Genomic DNA, 22,376 nt, shown 5'->3' on the forward strand with positions numbered 1-22,376 from the left:
TTTAAAATATGGCATAGAATAAATATTTTCAACTTTTATAGAATAAGCTTATAAAAGCTTTTCCTTCTCTCATAATACTGATAATAAAGAAAAAGGATAACGATAGGTTTATGAAGCTTATGAAGATAACGGAGGCATTCTAACATGCTCTTTTTGCACCTTTATTGCAAAAAAGAAAACTTTCTCTCTTTTACGACCTGGCTGCTTCTGTCCAGCTTTAGCGTATTATTGACGGGCAACCTAGAAAAGCTAGTTTGTTTAAGCAAACAACCCCAAGCAAGTAACATAGTGAGAACGAATACTCTTGATCCTCAAAACGAGTGTATTCACTTGAATGCTACAACAACCGAAAACAAAAAGTTTATAACACTTTATACAGATTCCATTCTATCTATAAATATTATTCAGAATATTCTAGTATTGAATCTCTTTTTAATAACGAGCATAATTTTTTGCAGACAATTTAGGCATCTTCAAATGCAATATTTTGCCAATAAACGTGCTCCCCCTTTTGCTTGAATTATGCAACGATCTTCTGATATCATTTTTGTCTTCCATTTTTATAACTATTAGATTGCCTATTAGCGGAATATATCATGCGTACACCTAGTTGGTTAACTACTTTTTATTGTTTGATTCTTTTAAGCAGCATTTATGTTGCCTTGCCCAATTTATTTTCGCAAGAACAGGTTAAAAATTCAAAATTCTTACCCGACACCCGTGTAGCCCTTGGTCTTGATCTTCAAGGAGGCTCTTCTCTCCTGCTCGAGGTTGATAGAAAAACATTAAAACGTGATCAATTACACACCGTTTTAAGCAATGTGCGCAATGTGTTGCGTGAAAAACAAATCCGTACCTCAAGTGTTCGTATCGTCGAAGATAGCGTTGTTGCCCTTATTGCTGATGCATCACAAACTGAAAAAGCTCTCTCAGCCTTAAAAACATTAATAACCCCCATATACAGTAGTTTTGGGACGACAGAACATAACATCACCATTAGTGCGCAAAATGAAATACTCCGTGTCACGTTAACAGAAGCGGGTATAAAAGATCGTGTAAACAACGCCATTGAACAAAGCTTAGAAATCATCCGTCGCCGTATCGATCAAGTTGGTGTTTCAGAACCAGCGATCCAAAAGGTTGGAAATGATCGTATTATGGTCCAATTACCTGGCTTACAAGACCCAAAACAACTGCGAGATCTTTTAGGCACGACCGCTAAGATGAGTTTTCATCTTGTTCCCTCTAATGTGGACCCCAATAATCCCCCTATAGGTGTTTCCATTCTTCCTGGATACACTGATGAAACACAACATTATGCAATTTATGATCAAATTGCCTTAGATGGAAATGTTCTTAAAGATGCCCGCGCTGGTTTCGACCCGCAAATACCAGGACGTTCTATTATTTCATTTACGCTAGATTCTGCTGGTGCAAAAATATTTGCCGACATAACACGACAAAACATTAACCGTCCTTTTGCCATCGTTCTTGATAACAAAGTTTTGACCGCTCCTACCATCAATAGTGTCATCCCTAACGGACAAGGGCAAATTACAGGAAACTTTGATCCCAAAGAAGCCTCAACTCTGGCTGCTCTGCTCCGCGCTGGTTCCCTGCCTGCACCCCTCACCGTAATTGAAGAGAGAACTGTAGGCCCAAATCTTGGTGCTGACGCCATACAAATGGGGCTTTACACCGGCATAATTGGTTTTATGCTTGTTACAATTTTTATTTTTCTCCTCTACCGAATTTGGGGGCTCATTGCCAATATCGCCCTAGCACTCCACACGATTTTAACATTTGCAGCCCTCAGTCTCCTCGGTGCGACGCTGACCCTGCCTGGTATTGCTGGTATTATCTTAGGTATCGGTATTGCCGTTGATGCGAATATTCTCATCAATGAACGTATCCGTGAAGAAAGTCGAAAAGGTGTGAGTGCTTTTGCAGCCCTAGATCGTGGTTTTAAACAGGCTTTTGCAACCATTGTTGATGCAAATGTTACGGCAATTATAGCGACTGTTTTACTCTTTTGGTTTGGTACCGGTCCCGTTCGTGGTTTTGCCGTAACCATGTTGCTTGGTATTATCATCTCCATGTTTACAAATATAACCATTGTACGCATCATGATGATTTGGATTGTTCGTAAATTGAAAATTAAAAAATTGCATATTCACTCTGCTTTCAACATTCTACCCCAAAATACAACTTTCCATTTTATGAAAGCGAGATTTATTGGAATTGGCGTCTCAATTATTTTATCAATAGCTTCAGTTTTTTTGTTTTTTAAGCCTGGCTTGAATTTCGGAATTGATTTTATTGGCGGTAGCCAAATGAGTATTACCACGAAAGGACCAGCAGACCTAGCCGCCTTGCGTTCCAAGCTTTCTACCCTTAATATTGGTGAAATTACTCTGCAAAATATCGATAACGAAAACACTGTACTCATTCGCATGCAGAAACAAAATGGGAGCGAGGCCCAACAAACCATCGCTATTGATAAGGTTAAAACAGCTGTACAAAATATCTATCCTGATACCACATTTGATCAAATAGAAGTTGTTGGCCCTAAAATTTCAGGTGAACTTGCTACAGCTGCTTTTACTGCTGTTATTCTCGCAGCGATTGCCATGACTCTTTATATATGGTTACGCTTTGAATGGTTCTTTGCAGTTGGTGCAATTATAACGCTCATTTTAGATACTACCAAAATGATTGGTTTTTTTGCTTTATTCCAGTTTGATTTTAATTTAACAGCCATCGCTGCTCTGCTAACGATTGTTGGTTATTCCATAAATGATAAGGTTGTTGTTTATGATCGCATGCGCGAAAATATACGCCTTTATAAAAAAATGCCGTTACGCGAACTGATTGATCTGTCAATTAATCAAGTTCTTGTCCGTTGCTTTTTTACATCAGCCACAACAATTCTTGCTATGCTTCCTATGGCGATATGGGGTGGAAGTGCCGTTCATAATTTTGCATTGCCCATGGTTTTTGGGGTTATTATTGCAACATCATCTTCTATCTTTATTGCTGCTCCTATTTTACTTCTGCTAGGAAATTGGTGGCGTGAACGAAATAATCGTGTAAACACTAAGGAGAAATGAAAATGTCCTTTGATGCATATGATACATCATTCCTCCCTTCTCGAAGAAATAAGAGGCATTTTCATTCATTCGCTTTTTGATCAAGAATAGTAAATAAGCCATGCTCCATGACACACCACTTATCACAACCATTGTTGCCGGTTTATGTTTAGCATTTCTTTTGGGAATGATTGCTAGCCGTTTGCGGATTTCACCTCTTGTGGGCTATTTGTTAGCTGGTGTTATTGTGGGCCCCAATACGGGCGGATTTAAAATAGATTCCGTCATTATCAATCAGCTTGCTGAAATTGGTATTATTTTGCTCATGTTTGGTGTTGGACTCCATTTTTCATTAAAGGACCTTTTATCTGTAAAAGCGATTGCTGTCCCCGCTGCTATTGCCCAAATGGCATTTTCTACTTTTCTAGGCTTATGCCTTGGTCTGATTATGGGTTGGGGCTTTAGCGGGAGCTTGATCTTCGGACTTGCTTTATCCATAGCAAGTACTGTTATCCTGTTACGTGCTTTGCAAGAGCGTCATCTTATTGAAACAGAAAAAGGCCGCATTGCTGTTGGATGGTTGATTATTGAAGATTTAGCAATGGTCCTTATACTTGTCCTCATTCCCTCTTTAGCAAGTACCCTCAACCATACAAACAAAAAAGCATTGGATCCTCTTATTCAATGGTTGGATTTAAGTATTTGGGGTGTTTTTGGTCTCACCATCCTGAAAGTCATTATATTTATCGCATTGATGCTCATCATTGGGCGACGTGTTATCCCATGGCTTTTAAAAGTGAGCGCACAATCGGGATCACGCGAATTATTCCGTCTCAGCGTCTTTGCTATTGCCCTAGGCGTAGCATTTGGAGCCGCTCATTTATTTGGTGTTTCTCTTTCTCTTGGTGCTTTTTTTGCCGGTATGGTTATGAGCGAATCAGAATTAAGTCACCATGCTGCTGAAGAATCTTTACCCTTGCGCGATGCCTTTTCTGTTCTCTTTTTTGTTTCTGTAGGCATGCTATTTGATCCAGAAAAGCTCTTAACTCATTTTTTCCCTCTCTTAACAACCTTATTTATTATCGTCATTGGAAAATCTGCTGTCGCTTTTTTCATCGTTAAAGCTTTTCGCTATTCAAACGCAACGGCTTTAACAATTGCTGCAAGCCTTGCCCAAATCGGAGAATTTTCCTTTATCCTTGCTGGTTTAAGTCTAAGTTTAGGACTTTTAAACAATGACGCCCATGATTTAATTCTTGGAGGAGCAATTTTTTCTATTTTGCTCAATCCTCTTGTTTTCATTGCCTGTAACAAAATAAAAAAACGTCTAGAAAAAAACTCTGTCTCTTCACAAAATGCCCAAACAATTATTGATATTGATCCACAAGATCCTGACCAAGATTTTTTACCAATGACCTTAACAAACAACCATATCGTCATTATTGGCTATAGTCGTATTGGTCGATGTATTGCATTATCTTTACTAAACAGAGATCAACCCATAGTAATTGTGGAAGAATCAAAACGCCTCGCTGATAAAGCAATTGCTGATGGCTTTGAGGTTATTTGTGGTAATATTATTCAACGAGAAATAATGAACGCAGCTAATATAAACCATGCACATAAAGTTGTTATTACAATGCGAAGTACCATTGAAGTCGGAGAGTGTATCGTGAATATACGTAATATGCAGAAGGATATCCAGATAATTACACATGCATTATCCGACACAGAAACAGCTTATCTCATTGATTTAGGGGCTGATGTTGTAGTAACGGATGATAAAGAAATTGCCAATGGCATTATAGAGCATATAACAGAACAAAGGTCTGTCAAGAATATGCATAATCATGAAAATTTATAAAAAACATAACATGGATAAAGAAGCGTGAAAATAAAGCAATTTATATGGCCCTTAATTGGTATCTTAGCAATGCTGATATCTGTTCGGATTCTTTATATAAAGCTCTCTGCCATTTCGTTCGGAGACGTATTAGAACGCTTGAGCGATTTAAATACACAACACTGGTTATTAGCCTGTTCATGTTCTCTGCTTGCTTATGCTGCTCTTGCTGGATATGATCGTATCGCTTTGCAACATCTAGGCCATAAAATTTCTTGGATTTTTATTGCGATCTGTTCATTTACAACTTACGCTCTTTCACATAATATTGGTGCTTCAGTTTTTTCTGGTGCCGTCGTGCGTTATCGCGCCTATAAAATGAAAGGGTTAAATGGAACAGAGATCGCCATATTAGTAGGTTTTTGTTCTTTTACTTTTGTCATCGGTACAATCTTACTGTTGGGGATCGTTTTGGTTTTGCAACCCGAAATTATCACCCTCATTCATGAAGAGCTTCCTGAATGGCTTGGAACCATAGTTGGAGCAATTTTACTCAGTTGCATAGCACTTTATACGTTTGGGAGTTGGCTTCAATTGAAACCCTTACGTTTGGGCAAGAAAATTCAGCTTTCCTATCCACGGCTGAAAATTGTTATTCAACAGCTCCTCATTAGCCCTCTAGAGCTTTTAGGAGCAGCAGGAATTATATATGCAGTTCTCCCCTACAATGCAGATATTCATTTTATTTCTGTTCTTGGTGTTTTCCTAGCATCTTTTACAATAACGCTTCTTTCCAATGCTCCAGCAGGAGGCGTAGGCGTTCTTGAAGCGCTCTTCATAACAGGTATGCCCAATATAAATCCAACCGATGTTATCGCAGCACTTATTGTTTTTAGAATACTTTATTTGATCATACCATTCATCATTTCATTATTTGTGGTTGCTATTTTTGAAGCGCAACAATATTGGAAAAGAGCCCCCAAAGCTCCCCCTAAATAAATAAAAAACTATCTATGATTTCTTTTTTGTACGCCTATCAATGATATAATCATTGCCGGAGTTCAGTTGCATCTGTAAATTAATATAACCATTATTTTTTATTTATCTTTTTGCCTTCGAGCTTGAAATTCCCCCTTTATAAAAAGCTTATTCTAAAAAAATAGAAGAATATTTATCTCTTCTCTTTAGCCTTTTATATCTTAAAAAGTTTTACGCAATTAGCAAATTATTCATAATACAAAATAAATGGTGGGTGATGAGGGGATCGAACCCACGACCCGCTGATTAAGAGTCAGCTGCTCTACCGACTGAGCTAATCACCCTTAAGCTTCCCAAAAGATGAGAATGAGCGTTTCTATAACGCTCCTAAAGGGGGATGTCTAGATATTTTATTGTTTTTTATATAGCCTCATTGTCTGTAGGGTTTAAAATATGCTATTGACCACTTGATCTTATACAAAAATAAACCCATTATAAAAGGCTCTATAAATAAATATTCTGATTGTCATACAGAATCTATAATTGGAGGATTATCGAGCATAATGCCCGAGAAAAATTTAGAAGAATCTTCTTGTCATTGTCAGCGGAATGGGACGTTGTTTTGTTTTATCAATAATCATATGCGTTTAAAATCATATACGTTTAAGCAATATTTTCTGTTTTTCTCTTTGAATGTAAGTTTTTTACATTCAAAATTCATGATCTAATATGCAAATAAAAGCCCATGATTTTTTTGTCAATCGCGCGCTTTTAAGCTTTTAAAAGGTGAGAAATGATGGAATGGATCACTGATCCCCATGCGTGGTTTGGTTTGGTCACGTTGGTTTTCCTCGAAATTGTTTTAGGAATAGATAACCTTATCTTTATTGCAATTTTAGCTGAAAAATTGCCGCTACATTTGCGTGATCGAGCACGCTTGATAGGTCTTACTTTAGCATTAATCATGCGGCTTTTTCTTCTTACAGTTATTGGATGGGTTATGAGACTCGATACGGTCATTCTTTCACTTTCATCCTTTGTCTTTAGTTGGCATAGCTTTATTTTAATTGGAGGTGGAGCCTTTTTGCTAGCAAAAGGAACGTTAGAATTACATGAAAGGTTAGAAGGGGTATCTCATGAAAGAAAAACAGGCATTGCTTATGCTGTTTTTTGGCAAGTAATTGTTCAAGTCGTGGTTCTGGATGCCGTTTTTTCACTCGATAGTATTATCACCGCAACAGGTATGATTGCAAAAGATCAGGCAGCCGTTATGTATATTGCGGTCATTACTGCTATGGGAGTCATGATGTATGGCTCGGGCTCTCTTATGCGTTTTATTAATCGTCATCCCACCATTGTAATCCTTTGTCTTGGATTTTTGATGATGATTGGTTTTACGCTCATTGTTGAAGGGTTCGGTTTTCATATTCCCAAAGGGTATTTGTATGCTGCTATTGGTTTTTCTGTTCTCATCGAAGCTTTTAATCAAATTGGACGCCGTAACCGTGAAAAGATGATTACAACGAATGATCTACGTAGTAGAACAGCTGATGCTGTTTTGAGGCTCTTAGGAGGGGGAAATAAAGATAGTCACCTCGCTGAAACTGTAGATGTCATTGCAGAACAAGCTGCAGCTTCTGAGTTATTTAGACCAGAAGAAAAGGAGATGATTCGTGGAGTTCTTGATTTAGCAGATCGTCCTGTTCGCTCTATCATGTCGCCGCGCAATGAGATTGAGTGGTTAGATTTAAATGCTGATGAAAATGAAATGCGTGAAGAATTACAAAAGGTTAAACATAGCCGCTTAATTCTTGCGCGTGAAAAAGTGGATGAATTTGTTGGGGTTGCGTTAACAAAAGATCTTCTTTTGAATCTGGCTGAGGGTAAAAAGATTAATTGGAAAAAAGCGATGCGAGAACCGCTTGTTGTTCATGAAAACACAAGTGTTTTACGATTAATGGAACAATTACGTCATTCTTCGATTCAGCTTGCAATTATTGTTGATGAGCATGGTTCTTTTGAAGGGATTGCAACACCAACCGATATTCTTGAAGCTATTGCGGGAGATTTTCCTGATGACGATGAAGAGCTCATGATTGCAGAACAACTTGAAAATGGTAGCCTTCTTGTAGAGGGATATGCTGATATCCGTCGTTTAAGTGGTTATCTTGGACGAAATCTTGTTGATGAAGCAGACCGTTATACGACTCTGGCAGGTTTTATGCTTTGGCAATTTGGCCATTTGCCGAATGAAGGAGAAAGTTTTGAAACGGAGGGTTTACACTTTAAAGTGATTGAAATGGAACGCCGAAACATATCTAAAATCCTTATTTCTCCACTTGTGTTACCAGAAAAAAGCTAATTCTCTCGATATGTAAAGTCAGTAAAAAGATTTTTCTTCATGATTAGAAAGTAAAAAAAGACGAAGTTGATAGCTTAATTCTATAGCCCTTATTTTATAATTCTTTAAACGTGAAAGAACGAATATACAAAAATTAAGTTATCCATAAATTTTCGGTACAAAAAAATTTTCATTGATGATTTGCGAAGAGCACTAAAAGGAAAAATGGTATATAATTATATTTGTAAATGGTCATTAATCTCAAAAATGATGATTTTATACAATTTTTTGATTTATAATAATTATTTCCTTCACATTAAGAAATCTGCTTTCACACGTCAGATCATTGCCTGCAATAATGCTCAGATCTTCACTACTGTTGAGTTCACTTAACTAATGAAAACGACTTTGAGCTATACCCTATTTTCTGTAAAATTTGAGATTTTTTATATTTCTTAAGGAGCTGTTTCTTGTTTTTTTTCAATAAATTTAACTTTTTTTCTTCCAAGAGCGACGCTTCTCTTCGCCAGAAAGCTCTTGTTAAGAACGTCGTTACTTCCCCGTAGTTCATATTTTTTACTACTTTTTCACTCAAAAGAGAGCTCAACAGCCGCTTTTATAGTTATTCTATGAATCTTCCCCTACATAGCCGTAAATCGCGCTAACATCTTAAATCATTTAAGCCTTATAAAAACTGTTGCTAAAAAATTACAAATATTTTACCATTTAAATGCCTAATAATAAGACTATGATATAAAAGATTCATTAATATAGAAAAAAGGGGGGATATATGTTTGTAAATATAGATAAGGTCATTGAGGAACTAAAACAAAATAAATTCTCCCATATAGCTTCTGAAAAAATCAATATCAAGGCAAATGAGATAACTGATTTAGCCTTACTAAAAAAGAGCTGGGACTATTTGCCAATCGATCCTTACATGAAAAAAGATGATACCTACAGGAGAAGATGCTTCGGCAAATTTATCGTAGATATAGTGAATAAAACAATAGACTTTGTAGATGATAATACTTTTTTTCAGAGCTCTGAAATCAATCGTTATGCAGGTGGGATTGAAAGAAAACTGCCTAAAATGTCAGACGTAATATCATCTAATATTGTATTACGGAAAATCATTGAAAATACGCTGAACGCTTTTTTAATGTATAAAAAGAAAGAAAGCAATGTATGGGATGTTTTTGTACACCAATTTCGTATTGAATCAAAAAAAGGAATGCAAGGAAATCCTACACCAGAGGGTATTCATAAAGATGGTCATACATTTATAAGTATGCACATGATCGGTAGATATAATATTGAAGGTGGACATCCTATATCTATGATGAAAATAGAAACAAAATAAAAGAGATTGTTTTGAAAGGAAACTTAGAGAGTATACTGCTCGATGATATGGAAATGTACCATTCAGCATCCGTAATTTCATCAATAAATGATGAAGAAGGCTTTAGAGATTTGATGGTTATCGATTATAGAGAAAAACGACAATGAAAATCGCTATAACCGATAGAATAACTGAAATCAGTGAATTTGAAAAACCCCTGGCTGATTTGGGCGCTCAATTTTATTTTTTCAACTCTTTAAATGAAGACGACTTTCCTGATGAAATTTTGGAAGAAATTGATGCCTTATTGATCTGGCATGCAAAAATAACAGAGAAAACAGCCAAGAAGTTGCGTAAATGTAAAATAGCAGTACGATTTGGTATTGGTTATGACCAAGTAGATTACGAAAAGCTCAGAAAACACGGCGTTGAATTTGCTAACAACCCTTCTTATTGTATAGATGAAGTAGCTGACACTGCATTAACAATGATTTTGGAAGGATGCAGGCAAGTGTCAAGACATAATGATTTAGCAAAAAAATATGATAAAACATGGCAAGAAAACAATCTTAAAACATTCCGTCCAAAACATAAAACTATTGGATTGATTGGCTTGGGTAAAATAGGAAAAGCAACGCTAGAACGCCTAAGGCCTTTTGGGTTTGAAGTTTTGGTCTATGATCCATATATTGACGAGGGGCTCGCTAAATCGCTTAACTTCAAACTTTTAGAAGATATGAATACCCTTCTAGGAAAGTCTGATGTGGTGTCCCTACACTGTCCTCTTACACACAAAACAATAGGAATGATTAATTCAGAATTTCTCAACAGGATGAAAAAAAACGCTATCTTAGTGAATACCGCAAGAGGGAAAATCCTCCGCGATTTTGATTGCTTAGAAAAACATTTAAGGAAAAATCCTGAGTTTCATGTATTCCTTGATGTTCTTCCTGTGGAACCACCAAATAACCATCCTCTTATTAAAGCTTGGAGAAACAATGCAAAGTGGCTGTCGTCGCGGTTAGTTATTAACCCACACAACGCGTATTTTTCAGAAAGTTCACACATCGATATGAGAAAAGATATTGTTTCAACTGTTATATCTTGCCTATACAAAAAGAAAATGAAAAACTTGGTAGTTTCCTATGATTAATAATATTTACTGCGTTGGACGTAATTATGTGGAACATGCCCACGAACTAGGTAATGTTATTGAAGATGAACCTGTTATATTTAGCAAACCAAACAGTTCTCTCATCTTAGGAAATCAAATTGATCTTCCTGATTTTTCTGAAGAAATCCATTTCGAAACTGAAATTGTGCTTAAAATCTCAAAGGATACTTTTATGGTTAATGAGAGGGAAGCTGAAGAATGTTATGATGCCATAGCAATAGGTCTTGATCTCACCGCGAGGGATTTGCAAACAAAATTAAAAGAAAAAAAGCTTCCTTGGCTTTTATCTAAGGGATTTAAAGGCGCCGCATACGTCTCTGACTTCATAAAAAAGGAAAAAATAAACGGCCCAATAACTTTTGAAATGAAGCTAAATGGCGAAACGAGGCAAGTTGGCAATACGAAAAATATGATCTTTAGCTTTGAAAAAATAATATCATTTTTAAGTCACTACATTCAACTAAAGCGTGATGATATCATATATACAGGCACTCCAAAAGGCGTAGGAAAACTCTCTAAGTTTGATAGAATAGAACTATATCTCAAAGATACATTAATCTCAGAAATAAAGGTCAAATGAATCATCAAATACTGACCTTTTTCATCGTTTCATTTTTTTTAGTCATCTCACCCGGACCGAATATGGCCCTTATCATTGATAATGCAACGAGGCTGGGAAAAAAGAATGCATTTGCTAACGTTTTAGGATTGTGTACAGCAACCTATGTACATGGCGCATTTTCCATATTAGGTGTATCAGCAATTGTTCTCAACAACAAAACACTCTTTTTTTTAGTAAAGCTCATGGGTGGCTGCTATTTATTATATATGGGCGTTAAATCGATTAAATCTGGAATTAACACCTTAAACTCAAAAGAAATAATACAAAAAAACGAAAAGAATACTGAAGGTAAAGTGAAGTTTTTAATCAGCTACATGGATGGGTTCATGACACAAATACTCAATCCTAAAGTATCTATGTTCTATATAGCGGCCTTTCCTAAATTTTTGGCGTCTGGCGGTGGTAATCAAAAAGGCTTTGAACTTGTCACGATACATTCCTTCAACATCTTTGCATGGTTCACTTTAATGACCATTTTTATATCATTTGCTAGCGCCACTTTAAAAAAGAAAAGGATAAAAGGATGCATTAATATAGCAACAGGAACAGTTTTGTCTTTATTTTCTTTTTTCATTTTCTTTGGATAACACTTCCTCTTTGATAAGAGATCACAAAGCTAATTCCGTGTTTCTGTCTATCGCTATGAATATTTTAACCTCTAACAGAATTTATACAATTGCCCATTCTTTCTTATTTTCTTTGTAAAACTGAATGACGTTGCATTTCTCTCTCATAATCTAAAAAACTCGTGTATAAACAATATGAGATTTTCGCAATATTTTATCACTATCTAAATGAAACTCTTATTCATCACTTTAAAAGAAAAGAGCTTATTTTTACTTATGATAGTATCATAAAAATAAAAAAGTGATTTTAAAAAATCATTTAAATTTTCTATTATTAAAGATTTTTCCCTAAATTAAAATGACAATCCTATAATATTCCCTGAAAAGAAATTAAAACACTCTCTATTATGAATAACAACATACTGATTATAAATGATAATTTTTATAAAGTCATAAAAAAAGGCTAACAGTTTTCTGAAATAATTTCAAAGGAGCATTCTATCAAGACCTTTTTTAGGAGCCATTTATCTATTATTAAAACAATAAGAAACGCCCTATTCAAATATCGGTTATGTTATTTAAGAGAAAAAGATTCTCTTTTTTCAAAACCATATTCTTTTCTTTATCCACACAAAATTATAAAAAATATTTTTTTCCTTTACACCTCATTTATATCATGCTTCGATACGAAATATATCTTTTTAGTGTCATTTAATCTCAAAATAATTCAAAGGGAACCCTCAAAAAATGAACAGTAAACAAAATTTAAAAGATGATCCTCAAAAGAAACTACAACGTGGCCTCGATAACCGTCACGTACAACTTATAGCTCTGGGTGGAGCTATTGGAACAGGACTCTTCATGGGGTCAGGAAAAACGATTAGTGTAGCAGGTCCTTCAATCCTCCTCGTTTATGCGATTATTGGTTGTGCTCTATACTTTGTCATGCGTGCTATGGGAGAATTATTGCTTTCTAATTCACAATATCGATCTCTTATTGATTTTTCAACCGATATGCTAGGACCGGGAGTTGCTTTTTTTGTTGGCTGGAACTATTGGCTAAGCTGGGTTGTGACTGGAGCTGCAGACATTATAGCTATCATTAACTATATGCATTTTTGGTGGCCAACACTTAATCCATGGATTGTTGTTTTTGCTTGCATTGGTTTCTTTTTAATTCTTAATCTCCTTGCCGTAAAGTTTTTTGGTGAACTTGAATTCTGGTTTGGTCTTATCAAAATCGTAGCAATTTTAGCATTAGTTATTGTTGGATTTTATATGATCGCTACAGGCTTTACCTCTCCAAATGGTACTGTTGCCTCTCTTAACCATGTATGGAATGGCGGTGATATATTTCCCCGGGGAATTACAGGTTTTTTTGCTGGATTTCAAATTGCCATTTTTTCTTTTGTTGGTATCGAAATTGCTGGAACAACGGCAGCTGAAGTCAAAGAACCTAAAAAAGTTCTCCCTAAAGCAATTAATGCCATACCGGTGCGTATTGTACTCTTTTACATCCTTTCTCTTGCTGTAATTATGTCCGTTACACCTTGGAATCAAATTGTTCCAGAAAAAAGCCCCTTTGTCTCCATGTTTTGGCTTGCAGGCATCCCAATAGCTGCTGGTTTAGTCAATTTTGTTGTTCTCACCTCGGCCGCCTCTTCAGCCAATAGTGGTATTTTTTCAACTAGCCGCATGATATACGGTCTTGCAACACAAAAAGGTGCTCCTCCAATTTTAGGAAAGCTTTCCAAATACCGTGTTCCAGCCAATGCTCTGTTCTTTTCCTGCCTATGTATTCTAGTGGGATACACAATTGCGTCATCATCTCCAAGCATCATAAGTGCCTTTACAATTGTGACAAGTATTTCAGCGATTGCATTTTTATTCGTATGGTCCATTATTTTGATTAGCTATATTGTGTATCGTCGCAATCACCCTCATTTACATGCTGAATCCGTCTACAAAATGCCAGGTGGTGTCATCATGTGTGGGATTGTGTTAGTATTTTTTGCTTTCATGCTCTATCTCTTGACATTAGAACATGATACCTTCACAGCTTTAAAATACAGTATCTTCTGGTTTATTTTCTTAGGCATAATGTATTTTATGTTTATAAGAAAAAAAATTGCTCCAAAAAATAAATAAAATCGATGCAAAACGTTTCAAAAAAGAGTAACTAAGGTTACTCTTTTTTTTACTTAACCTTCTTTTGACACCTCAAAAAAGAAGATTTCTCCTAGCACCGTTTTGTAAGCAATCTGGCCTGTTAAGGGAAATGCTGCTGACCACTTATATGGTTCACCTCCATAAGGCTCTATGGGCAACCTCTACCCTAAATACTGACTACACATTCTAAAAATACCTAATGTATAAAATTTTCTATGCTTTATCACTGCTCTAAACAACGATGTTGTAAGGCATAATAGGATAAAACACGAGCTATTCTGTAAAGAATTTTTTCTATAAAAATATTTTTTTAGTAAACTATAAATTCTTATTTTTCCAAAACTATTTTAAATATATTTTATATAATAATTACAGTTATTATGAATAATAAATCCATAGTAATATAGATAATAAGTAAAATATTATATAATATATTTTTAATATAAGTATGAATAAATAATAAAAAATAAATTTTTATAATAAAAATTTATATGACATAAATTTTTATAAAATAATTATTTCATTAATTTATGAATTTTTTTCTTTATTTATATAAAATAATAGAAAAAAAAACCTTTACTCCTCCAGCATATCATGTTCCGATAGAAGAGATTATCTTTTTGAGGGTAATTTTTATTTTAAAATAACTAAAGGGAAATTCCCAAAAATGAACAAACAAAATTTAGAAAAAAAAACGAAGAAGAAATTGCAACGTGGGCTCCATAACCGCCACATACAACTTATAGCCCTTGGTGGAGCAATTGGAACAGGTCTCTTTATGGGATCAGGAAAAACAATTAGTGTAGCAGGTCCCTCAATCCTCCTCGTTTACGCAATTATTGGCTGTGCTCTATACTTTGTCATGCGCGCCATGGGAGAATTGTTACTTTCTAATACACAATATCGATCTTTTATTGACTTCTCGACCGATCTTCTAGGGCCATGTGCTGGCTTTTTTATCGGCTGGACATATTGGTTGTGTTGGATTGTCACTGGAACTGCTGAAATTATCGCTATTGTCACTTATGCACACTTTTGGTGGCCTGAACTCAATCCATGGATTCCTGTTATCATTGGTCTTATGTCCTTTTTAATCCTTAACCTCGTTGCCGTAAAACTCTTTGGCGAACTTGAGTTTTGGTTTGGTTTTATCAAAATCGTAGCAATTTTGGTTTTAATTGTTGTGGGATTTTATATGACCTTCACCGGTTTTATCTCTCCAAACGGTACGGTTGCTTCTCTTAGCAATATATGGAATGGTGGAAATCTTTTTCCAAAAGGGATTACAGGCTTTTTTGCTGGATTTCAAATTGTTATTTTTGCTTTTGTTGGCATTGAGCTCGCAGGAACAGCAGCGGCTGAAGTAAAAGAGCCTAAAATAGCCCTACCGCAAGCTGTCAATTCAATACCAATCCGCATTATATTCTTTTATATTTTTTCTCTTCTTGTGATTATGTCTGTAACGCCTTGGGATCAAATCAGTCCAGAAAAAAGCCCTTTTGTAACAATGTATGCACTTATCGGTATTCCAATTGCTGCTGGTTTGATGAACTTTGTTGTCCTCACAGCAGCCGCTTCTTCAGCAAATAGTGGAATTTTTTCTACCAGCCGTATGCTATATGGTCTAGCAACACAAAAAGGGGCTCCTAAATTTTTAGGAAAACTTTCTCGTAATCACGTTCCAGCCAACGCATTATTCTTTTCATGTGTATGCATCTTACTAGGTTATGCAGTTGTAACGTTATCTCAAACCCTCATAGCTGCCTTTACAATTGTTACAACAATTGCCGCAACATTGTTTATATTTGTATGGTCTATCATTTTGATCAGCTATATTGTCTATCGTCGCAATCGTCCTCTCCAGCATACTGTCTCTCCCTATAAAATGCCGGGGGGCGTTGTTATGTGTTGGGCGCTTCTCGTTTTCTTTGCATTCATTATTTATTTATTATCATTAGAAGCAGATACTGCCATAGCTTTAAAATACACTCCAGTATGGTTTATATTTTTAGGCATTGTATATTTTCTTTTTGGAAGAAAAAATTATGCAAAAACTTAAAAAATAAAGCCTATGTGCAAGAAACACATCAAAAAAGGGTAACCTAAGTTACCCTTTTTTGGTATTTATCTATTAAAATGATAAACACGATAAAATATCTCTAGAGAGACTTCAATTACGTTCTTTATCAACCAAAGCATTAGATTGTATCCAAGGCATCATAGAGCGAAGTTTTTTACCAACTTCTTCAATAGGATGATTATCATTTAAACGCCGCATGCTCTTAAAGTGAGCAGCACCAGCTTTATATTCTTGAATCCAATTTGATGTAAACTTACCGGTCTGAATATCTTTCAAAATACGTTTCATTTCTGCTCTTGTTTCATCGGTAATCACGCGTGGACCAGACATATATTCGCCCCACTCCGCTGTATTGGAAATTGAATAATTCATATTCGCAATACCACCTTCATACATAAGGTCAACAATCAATTTAACCTCATGTAGACATTCAAAATAAGCCATTTCTGGCGCATAACCTGCTTGTGTTAGTGTTTCATAACCTGCTCGAATAAGCTCAACAAGACCACCACACAGAACAGCTTGTTCACCAAAAAGGTCAGTTTCGCATTCTTCTTTAAATGTTGTTTCAATCACTCCAGCACGTCCCCCACCAAGACCACATGCATAAGACAATGCGACATCATGGGCTTGTCCTGATGCATCTTGTGCAACTGCAATTAAGCAAGGAACACCGCAACCCCGTTGATATTCATTGCGTACAGTATGGCCTGGACCTTTAGGAGCAATCATCACAACATCAACTGTTTTTTTAGGTTCAATGAGGCCGAAATGAATACTCAAGCCATGTGCAAAAGCAATAACAGCACCATCACGTAAATGATCATGAATATGTTCCTTATAAATATCCGCTTGCAATTCATCTGGTGTTGCCATCATAATAAGATCTGCCCATTTTGCAGCCTCAGCAACACTCACAACTTCAAAGCCATCTACTGTAGCCTTCTTAGCTGTCGCCGATCCTGCACGCAAAGCAATTTGCACATTCTGAACACCGGAATCTTTTAAGTTTAAAGCATGTGCACGCCCTTGAGAACCATAACCAACAATGGCTACTTTTTTTCCTTTAATGAGATTAACATCCGCATCACGATCATAATAAACACGCATAAAAACACTTCCTTCTCTCTACATTTAAAATAAATTTCAGATTATTTTTATTAAATAAAAAGTAAAAAATGGCCTTCAGTGCTTCACACACTATAAATAACAAAAACACTGCTTATAATAACAAAACAATGAGGCAATCTTTTAAAATTTATACACTGCATACAAAAAACCATGGCCCCCAAACCTTCCAAAAACATATCCGGATCCCCCAATAGGCTTCAAATGCTGCTCTACAAAAACGATACATTGTACAAAAACACTTCTGAAAAGAAAGATACATTCAATAAAATTCTCTTCTTCTGCATAACAAGGCATTGTATCCTTAAATTAAAGACACAATACACAGTTTTTAACATGAACCAAATCAAAATGGATAGCAAGAAAAATTATAAATAAGGACTATTGTTTTTATATTTATACTTGAGCATGAGTATACTATATCAATTTTTTCTTTCTCATAATTAATAACACTATTTGTACAGACTTTAATTTTACCAGCGCTATTATAAATAACATCGCGTATTTTTGCTAAATAAGTTCGCAATGAAAAAGTCTTAGCAAAACATTCATACAGATCAATACCGTATAAGCTTATCAAACATTTCTCTTTTAAAAAGCTCCTGAATAACCACTGTTTGACAAACATACATAGTTACCCTCATCACGGCACAGCTAGCATAAATCTAAAAGTTTTTTTCCTAAAAAAACTCTCAAAAACTTACACAACTCTTACATTTTTCATGAAATTGACTATTATTTTTTGCTTTTAAAAATAATTTTTTTGAAATTACAAAGCGTTATTGCCATTTTCCCAAGTCAACATAGTAAAAATCATTGCCCATTATGTGTAATGAAGCATGGTATTTTTTACGCAAAATTATTTTTTCTAACAAATGAACAGAACTTTCTAAAAATGCACCATGCCTCATTGTATAGAGAAAAATTACCCCAATAACCGGATAAACCGTTGAACAGTGTCATGCATCCCATACTCTAACGCATCTGCAACAAGTCCATGACCGATAGAAACCTCATCAAGCCAAGGAATATGATGAACAAGAGCAGGCAAATTTGTCATTGTCAAATCATGCCCAGCATTAACACCAAGCCTCAATTCTTTAGCTTTTCTTGCAGCTAAAACAAGTTTATTGAGCTCTTGCTCTTGTTTTGCCTTATCGTTAAACGCTCCTCCATAAGGTCCAGTATAAAACTCCACACGATCAGCACCAATCTCTTTAGCAATATCAAGACCATCAACAATAGGATCAGCAAACAGTGATACCCGAATTTTTCTTTCTTTCAAGCGTTGAATAATAGGTGCTAAAAATTCTGCATGACGCACAAAATCCCAACCATGATCAGAAGTTGACTGAGCTGGATCATCAGGAACAAGCGTAATTTGATCGGCATATTTTTCTGCTTTATCCAAAAATGCATCGCTTGGATAACCTTCAATATTAAATTCGGCACGAGGAAACATGCTGTGAATTAAATCATGTATATCTGGTAAATCAGCAAAACGAATATGTCTTTCATCAGGACGTGGATGGACTGTCAAACCCGCTGCGCCAGCTGTAAGTGCTATATGCCCAATATTGCTGATATTGGGCCAAGGAAGATTACGCCGATTGCGCAAAACAGCAATAGCATTAAGATTAACAGAAAGTTTTATGGCCATGCATACTCCTCTATTCGTATACAATTTTAAAGACAGAAAAAATATCTTCGCCCCTATAACTCCAGAAAATAAAATTTTTTCCTAGCGAACAATTGTTAAACGCTCTGCCGCACGCGTAATTCCCGTATAGAGCCACCGCGCATACATATCGCGAAATGCAAAACTCTCATCAAACAAAACAACATTATCCCATTGAGATCCTTGTGCTTTATGAACAGTTAACGCATATCCATAGTCAAAATCATCATATCTCTTTTTTAACGCCCACGAAATCTCATGATCAGGATTTTCAAACACTGCTTTTAAAAGCTTAATTTTCGCCACCCCACGCTCACTTTCTTCTGGCTTAATAAGAAGGCTCATACTTGGCTTAACAGTTTCCTTCTGTGAAGTCATCACTTTCCATAAAGAACCATTCAACAAGCCTTTAGCAGGATCATTGCGTAAACAGACAAGCTTATCTCCCGCTTGAGGATAATCTGATGTAAATCCCTTCAATGCACGCAAACGTTTATTATAAAGGTGGCGTGTTCGATTAATTCCTACCAACACCTGATCAGCATCCAAAACCAATTGTTGATCCACCTCTTTGCGTGTCATAACGCGCGCTGCTCCATAATCACCATAAGCAATATCACGTCCTTCACGCACATCCATAGCCAAACGAACAATCGGATTATCACGTGCTTGCCGATGAATTTCTGAAAGAAGAAAATCTGGCTCACCATTAGAAAAAAAGCCCCCTCCTGATATAGGAGGCAATTGGCCTGGATCCCCCAAAACAAGAATAGGTGTTTGAAAGCTCATTAAATCACGAGCCAATTGCTCGTCCACCATCGAACACTCATCAACAATGATAAGCGCAGCTTGCGCAGCCGCACTTTTCCGGTTGAGTGCAAATGTCGGCGCAATAGATTTTTTTCCCGTTACTTCATCGGAAACTTCTTCTTCTCCACGCGGACAATAAATCAATGAATGAATCGTACAAGCATTGCTTGCACCTTTAGAACGCAAAACCTGTGCTGCTTTGCCTGTAAAGGCAGCAAATTGGACAGAGCCATCAACTGTTTCAGCAAAATAGCGCGCAAGCGTTGTTTTGCCTGTACCCGCATAGCCAAAGAGGCGAAAAAGTGGAGAACGCCCTTCCCTCAACCACGCACCAACAGCCTTTAATGCCTTATCCTGTTCCCGTGAAAATTGCATAATTTATCAAAATAAGATTCGTATAAAAAGAGCAAGTATTTTGCCCCAAAAACCATTCTCAAGAAAAACTTTTTTATTAAGAATTGCTGACACACACCTATCTAACAACTCTCATAGCATAATGATCTACCCATTGTGTTTTCAAACTATTGTAACAATCTAAATTTATCTCTACATCGATCGTCGATGTAACACCTTATACTTATCAAATATCATTTTTACAACAGTAACACCAACAATAGAATATGCATATCTTAAATTTAAAATAACACCTATAGACACTTTTTCTAACCAAAATTTAGAATGAGAAAAAGAGTATTGCAATTGCAAAACCCTCGCTAGAAAAAACGTTCTTAACAGGATAAGAATAATATAATTTTATAAATACTATTTTACACAATCAATCAGCTTTCTTGCACATAAAAATAAAGGATATCCACTCTTGCGAAATAATAATTGAAACTATCAAAAACCTTTTGGCAGAAACAGAAATAGCTCTCAACAAAACGACTTAATCCTATGATGATATACCTATAAAGTTCCTATCTCCCTCTAATCATAATTTTAATAAAATTACTCTTCACGCTACAAAGCAAGTTATATCTCAACGAATAAAGAGAGACATCAAGCTTATATGAAGTACACTTTATCTCGAACAAATATGGAGCTTGTTCTGTTTCGACAATAAAATCTGCTTCGTAAGTATAGCCTTCTTGGTAGTCTATTATAAGAAAACTGGGACATGGTTTTATGTCCAGCATAGCATTTCAGGTTCGTCCTTTAAAATATGAGAAAAGCGTAATTCTCCATTTACTGCGTCAAACTTTTTCTTTTTGTTGCAATGTATTAAAGGTTATAAAAACGAACTGATTAATGCTATTCTTATTGTTAGAAATAATAATAAAATCAAGGGGGATAATTTGTTAATAAGCTTGGCGTTATGTCAAAATATCAGCGACGAGATTACTTTTTAATTGTTTTAGAAATGAAATAATGAGCGCAAATATTGATGAATGAAACGGAAGACTTAAATTGAAAATATTAATTCCAGATGACTATCAAAAAGCTACCCTAACATTACAGTCTATTAAAAAATTAATGAAATCGCATGAAGTGCTGGTTATAAATAATTTAGCTAAAGAATGTGATTTAGAAGATAAGCTCAAAGAGATAGATATTCTTATCTTAATCAGAGAACGAACTATAGTGGATAGAAATTTTCTTCTGAAACTGCCAAATTTAAAATTAATCTGCCAAACAGGACCTATAGGTCCACATATTGATATAGCAGCTTGTAGAGACTTAGGAATTGAAATATTAGACGGTGGCGGAGATCCAACTTCTGCTGCTGAATTTGCGTGGCTCTTAATGATGTCTGCGCGGAGAAAACTCTGTAAATCTGTGTCTGATATGAAAAAAGGACGATGGCAAACAACATTTGGCAACCAAATGAAAGAAGCTACTCTTGGAATATTCGGGTTTGGGCGTATTGGTAAAATAGTTGCTCAATATGCTCAAGCTTTTGGCATGTCCATTTTGGTTTATGGGAGCGAGCGCTCAACGCAAGAAGCAAAAAATTTAGGTTATCACTTTACGCATTCAAAAGATGAATTTTTTACACGTCCTGACATTATATCTATACATTTACGTTTAAGCGATAAAACCAGAGAAATTATTCAATTAGAGGATCTATTGCGCATGAAACCTCATGCTCTTTTTGTCAACACAGCGCGTTCAGCTTTGGTTGAAAAAGGAGCAATAGAAAAAATACTAAGTTTGAAAAATTCAACTTACTTTGCACTGGATGTTTATGACAGCGAGCCAGTATATGAGAGCAAACTATTGCAATCAGAGAGAGTTCTTTGCACACCGCATCTGGGCTATGTGACTGAAGAAAGCTTTGAGAATTATATGGAAAAAGCTTGCCAAAATATAGCGTCTTTTATGAAGAGAACTTAATGCCGACTAAGCTAATGTTTGTAAAATGTATCTTATATCGCTAGCCTCTCAAATTTGCGCGACACATAATAGCTTATTTCCCTAAATGAAGCATATTTCTTGGCTTGCATATTAATACCAATCGTATTGACAGATTTTTATGTCATCCGCATAAAATACCTCATTTATTGTTGCAATCATTATTAAAAAAGGCGACTTTGTTGGAATACCCTTTCATTGGAG

The 22,376-nt window shown here is 35.7% G+C and carries 13 protein-coding genes, 1 tRNA gene and 1 pseudogene; 11 read left to right on the top strand and 4 right to left on the bottom strand.

Annotated elements, in window-relative coordinates; translation table 11 throughout:
- Window positions 1–596 precede the first annotated feature (596 nt).
- The 3 genes from secD (at window position 597) to D1092_RS05395 (ending at window position 5,931) form a co-directional block, all read left to right on the top strand.
- Window positions 597–3,110: a protein translocase subunit SecD gene (gene secD / locus D1092_RS05385; protein ID WP_120122490.1), complete on the top strand. Its 2,514-nt coding sequence runs from the start codon at window positions 597–599 to the stop codon at window positions 3,108–3,110.
- A gap of 100 nt (window positions 3,111–3,210) precedes the next feature.
- Complete coding sequence (locus D1092_RS05390) at window positions 3,211–4,953, top strand: cation:proton antiporter domain-containing protein (RefSeq protein ID WP_120122491.1); 1,743 nt, start codon at window positions 3,211–3,213, stop codon at window positions 4,951–4,953.
- A 24-nt stretch (window positions 4,954–4,977) separates the two neighbouring features.
- Complete coding sequence (locus D1092_RS05395) at window positions 4,978–5,931, top strand: lysylphosphatidylglycerol synthase transmembrane domain-containing protein (protein WP_120122492.1); 954 nt, start codon at window positions 4,978–4,980, stop codon at window positions 5,929–5,931.
- A 247-nt stretch (window positions 5,932–6,178) separates the two neighbouring features.
- Here D1092_RS05395 and D1092_RS05400 read toward each other — a convergent pair.
- Window positions 6,179–6,254 (bottom strand) — tRNA-Lys (locus tag D1092_RS05400).
- A gap of 449 nt (window positions 6,255–6,703) precedes the next feature.
- On the opposite strand from D1092_RS05400, the gene D1092_RS05405 reads away from it, so the two are divergent.
- From D1092_RS05405 to D1092_RS05440, 7 genes and pseudogenes are all read left to right on the top strand, one after another.
- Window positions 6,704–8,272, top strand: a complete 1,569-nt coding sequence (locus D1092_RS05405) for a TerC family protein (RefSeq protein ID WP_120122493.1) — start codon at window positions 6,704–6,706, stop codon at window positions 8,270–8,272.
- A 919-nt stretch (window positions 8,273–9,191) separates the two neighbouring features.
- A pseudogene (locus D1092_RS05410) lies at window positions 9,192–9,760 on the top strand (2OG-Fe dioxygenase family protein).
- A complete protein-coding gene (locus D1092_RS05420) occupies window positions 9,757–10,746 on the top strand; it encodes an NAD(P)-dependent oxidoreductase (protein WP_174767365.1) in 990 nt (329 codons plus the stop codon). Before D1092_RS05410 ends, D1092_RS05420 begins: the two are co-directional and overlap by 4 nt.
- Entirely contained in the window at window positions 10,739–11,347 is a 609-nt protein-coding gene (locus D1092_RS05425) for a fumarylacetoacetate hydrolase family protein (RefSeq protein ID WP_120122497.1), read from the top strand. Before D1092_RS05420 ends, D1092_RS05425 begins: the two co-directional genes overlap by 8 nt.
- Window positions 11,344–11,976, top strand: coding sequence for a LysE family translocator (locus tag D1092_RS05430; RefSeq protein WP_120122498.1), 633 nt, complete (start codon window positions 11,344–11,346; stop codon window positions 11,974–11,976). The genes D1092_RS05425 and D1092_RS05430 overlap by 4 nt, the downstream gene beginning before the upstream one ends.
- 726 nt (window positions 11,977–12,702) lie before the next feature.
- Complete coding sequence (locus D1092_RS05435) at window positions 12,703–14,103, top strand: amino acid permease (protein WP_120122499.1); 1,401 nt, start codon at window positions 12,703–12,705, stop codon at window positions 14,101–14,103.
- A gap of 688 nt (window positions 14,104–14,791) precedes the next feature.
- Complete coding sequence (locus D1092_RS05440; RefSeq protein WP_120122500.1) at window positions 14,792–16,183, top strand: amino acid permease; 1,392 nt, start codon at window positions 14,792–14,794, stop codon at window positions 16,181–16,183.
- Between the two features lie 111 nt (window positions 16,184–16,294).
- On the opposite strand, the gene ilvC is transcribed toward D1092_RS05440, so the two are convergent.
- The 3 genes from ilvC to D1092_RS05455 all read right to left on the bottom strand — a co-directional run bounded on the left by ilvC (window position 16,295) and on the right by D1092_RS05455 (window position 20,195).
- Entirely contained in the window at window positions 16,295–17,314 is a 1,020-nt protein-coding gene (gene ilvC / locus D1092_RS05445; protein WP_120122501.1) for a ketol-acid reductoisomerase, read from the bottom strand.
- A 943-nt stretch (window positions 17,315–18,257) separates the two neighbouring features.
- Window positions 18,258–18,992, bottom strand: a complete 735-nt coding sequence (locus D1092_RS05450; RefSeq protein ID WP_120122502.1) for a pyridoxine 5'-phosphate synthase — start codon at window positions 18,990–18,992, stop codon at window positions 18,258–18,260.
- Window positions 18,993–19,073: 81 nt separating this feature from the next.
- Window positions 19,074–20,195: an ATP-dependent DNA helicase gene (locus D1092_RS05455; protein ID WP_120122503.1), complete on the bottom strand. Its 1,122-nt coding sequence runs from the start codon at window positions 20,193–20,195 to the stop codon at window positions 19,074–19,076.
- 1,032 nt (window positions 20,196–21,227) lie between these two features.
- Between D1092_RS05455 and D1092_RS05460 the strand changes: the two genes are divergently transcribed.
- Window positions 21,228–22,154: a D-2-hydroxyacid dehydrogenase family protein gene (locus D1092_RS05460; RefSeq protein WP_120122505.1), complete on the top strand. Its 927-nt coding sequence runs from the start codon at window positions 21,228–21,230 to the stop codon at window positions 22,152–22,154.
- Window positions 22,155–22,376 lie beyond the last annotated feature (222 nt).

This window comes from Bartonella krasnovii (genome assembly GCF_003606345.3).
Taxonomy (GTDB): domain Bacteria; phylum Pseudomonadota; class Alphaproteobacteria; order Rhizobiales; family Rhizobiaceae; genus Bartonella; species Bartonella krasnovii.

Coding starts and splice junctions, on each gene's coding strand:
- D1092_RS05405 (WP_120122493.1), top strand. CDS start 6,704: ATGATGGAATGGATCACTGATCCCCATGCGTGGTTTGGTTTGGTCACG.
- D1092_RS05425 (WP_120122497.1), top strand. CDS start 10,739: ATGATTAATAATATTTACTGCGTTGGACGTAATTATGTGGAACATGCC.
- D1092_RS05435 (WP_120122499.1), top strand. CDS start 12,703: ATGAACAGTAAACAAAATTTAAAAGATGATCCTCAAAAGAAACTACAA.
- D1092_RS05420 (WP_174767365.1), top strand. CDS start 9,757: ATGAAAATCGCTATAACCGATAGAATAACTGAAATCAGTGAATTTGAA.
- D1092_RS05450 (WP_120122502.1), bottom strand. CDS start 18,992: ATGGCCATAAAACTTTCTGTTAATCTTAATGCTATTGCTGTTTTGCGC.
- D1092_RS05390 (WP_120122491.1), top strand. CDS start 3,211: ATGCTCCATGACACACCACTTATCACAACCATTGTTGCCGGTTTATGT.
- ilvC (WP_120122501.1), bottom strand. CDS start 17,314: ATGCGTGTTTATTATGATCGTGATGCGGATGTTAATCTCATTAAAGGA.
- D1092_RS05430 (WP_120122498.1), top strand. CDS start 11,344: ATGAATCATCAAATACTGACCTTTTTCATCGTTTCATTTTTTTTAGTC.
- secD (WP_120122490.1), top strand. CDS start 597: ATGCGTACACCTAGTTGGTTAACTACTTTTTATTGTTTGATTCTTTTA.
- D1092_RS05440 (WP_120122500.1), top strand. CDS start 14,792: ATGAACAAACAAAATTTAGAAAAAAAAACGAAGAAGAAATTGCAACGT.
- D1092_RS05455 (WP_120122503.1), bottom strand. CDS start 20,195: ATGCAATTTTCACGGGAACAGGATAAGGCATTAAAGGCTGTTGGTGCG.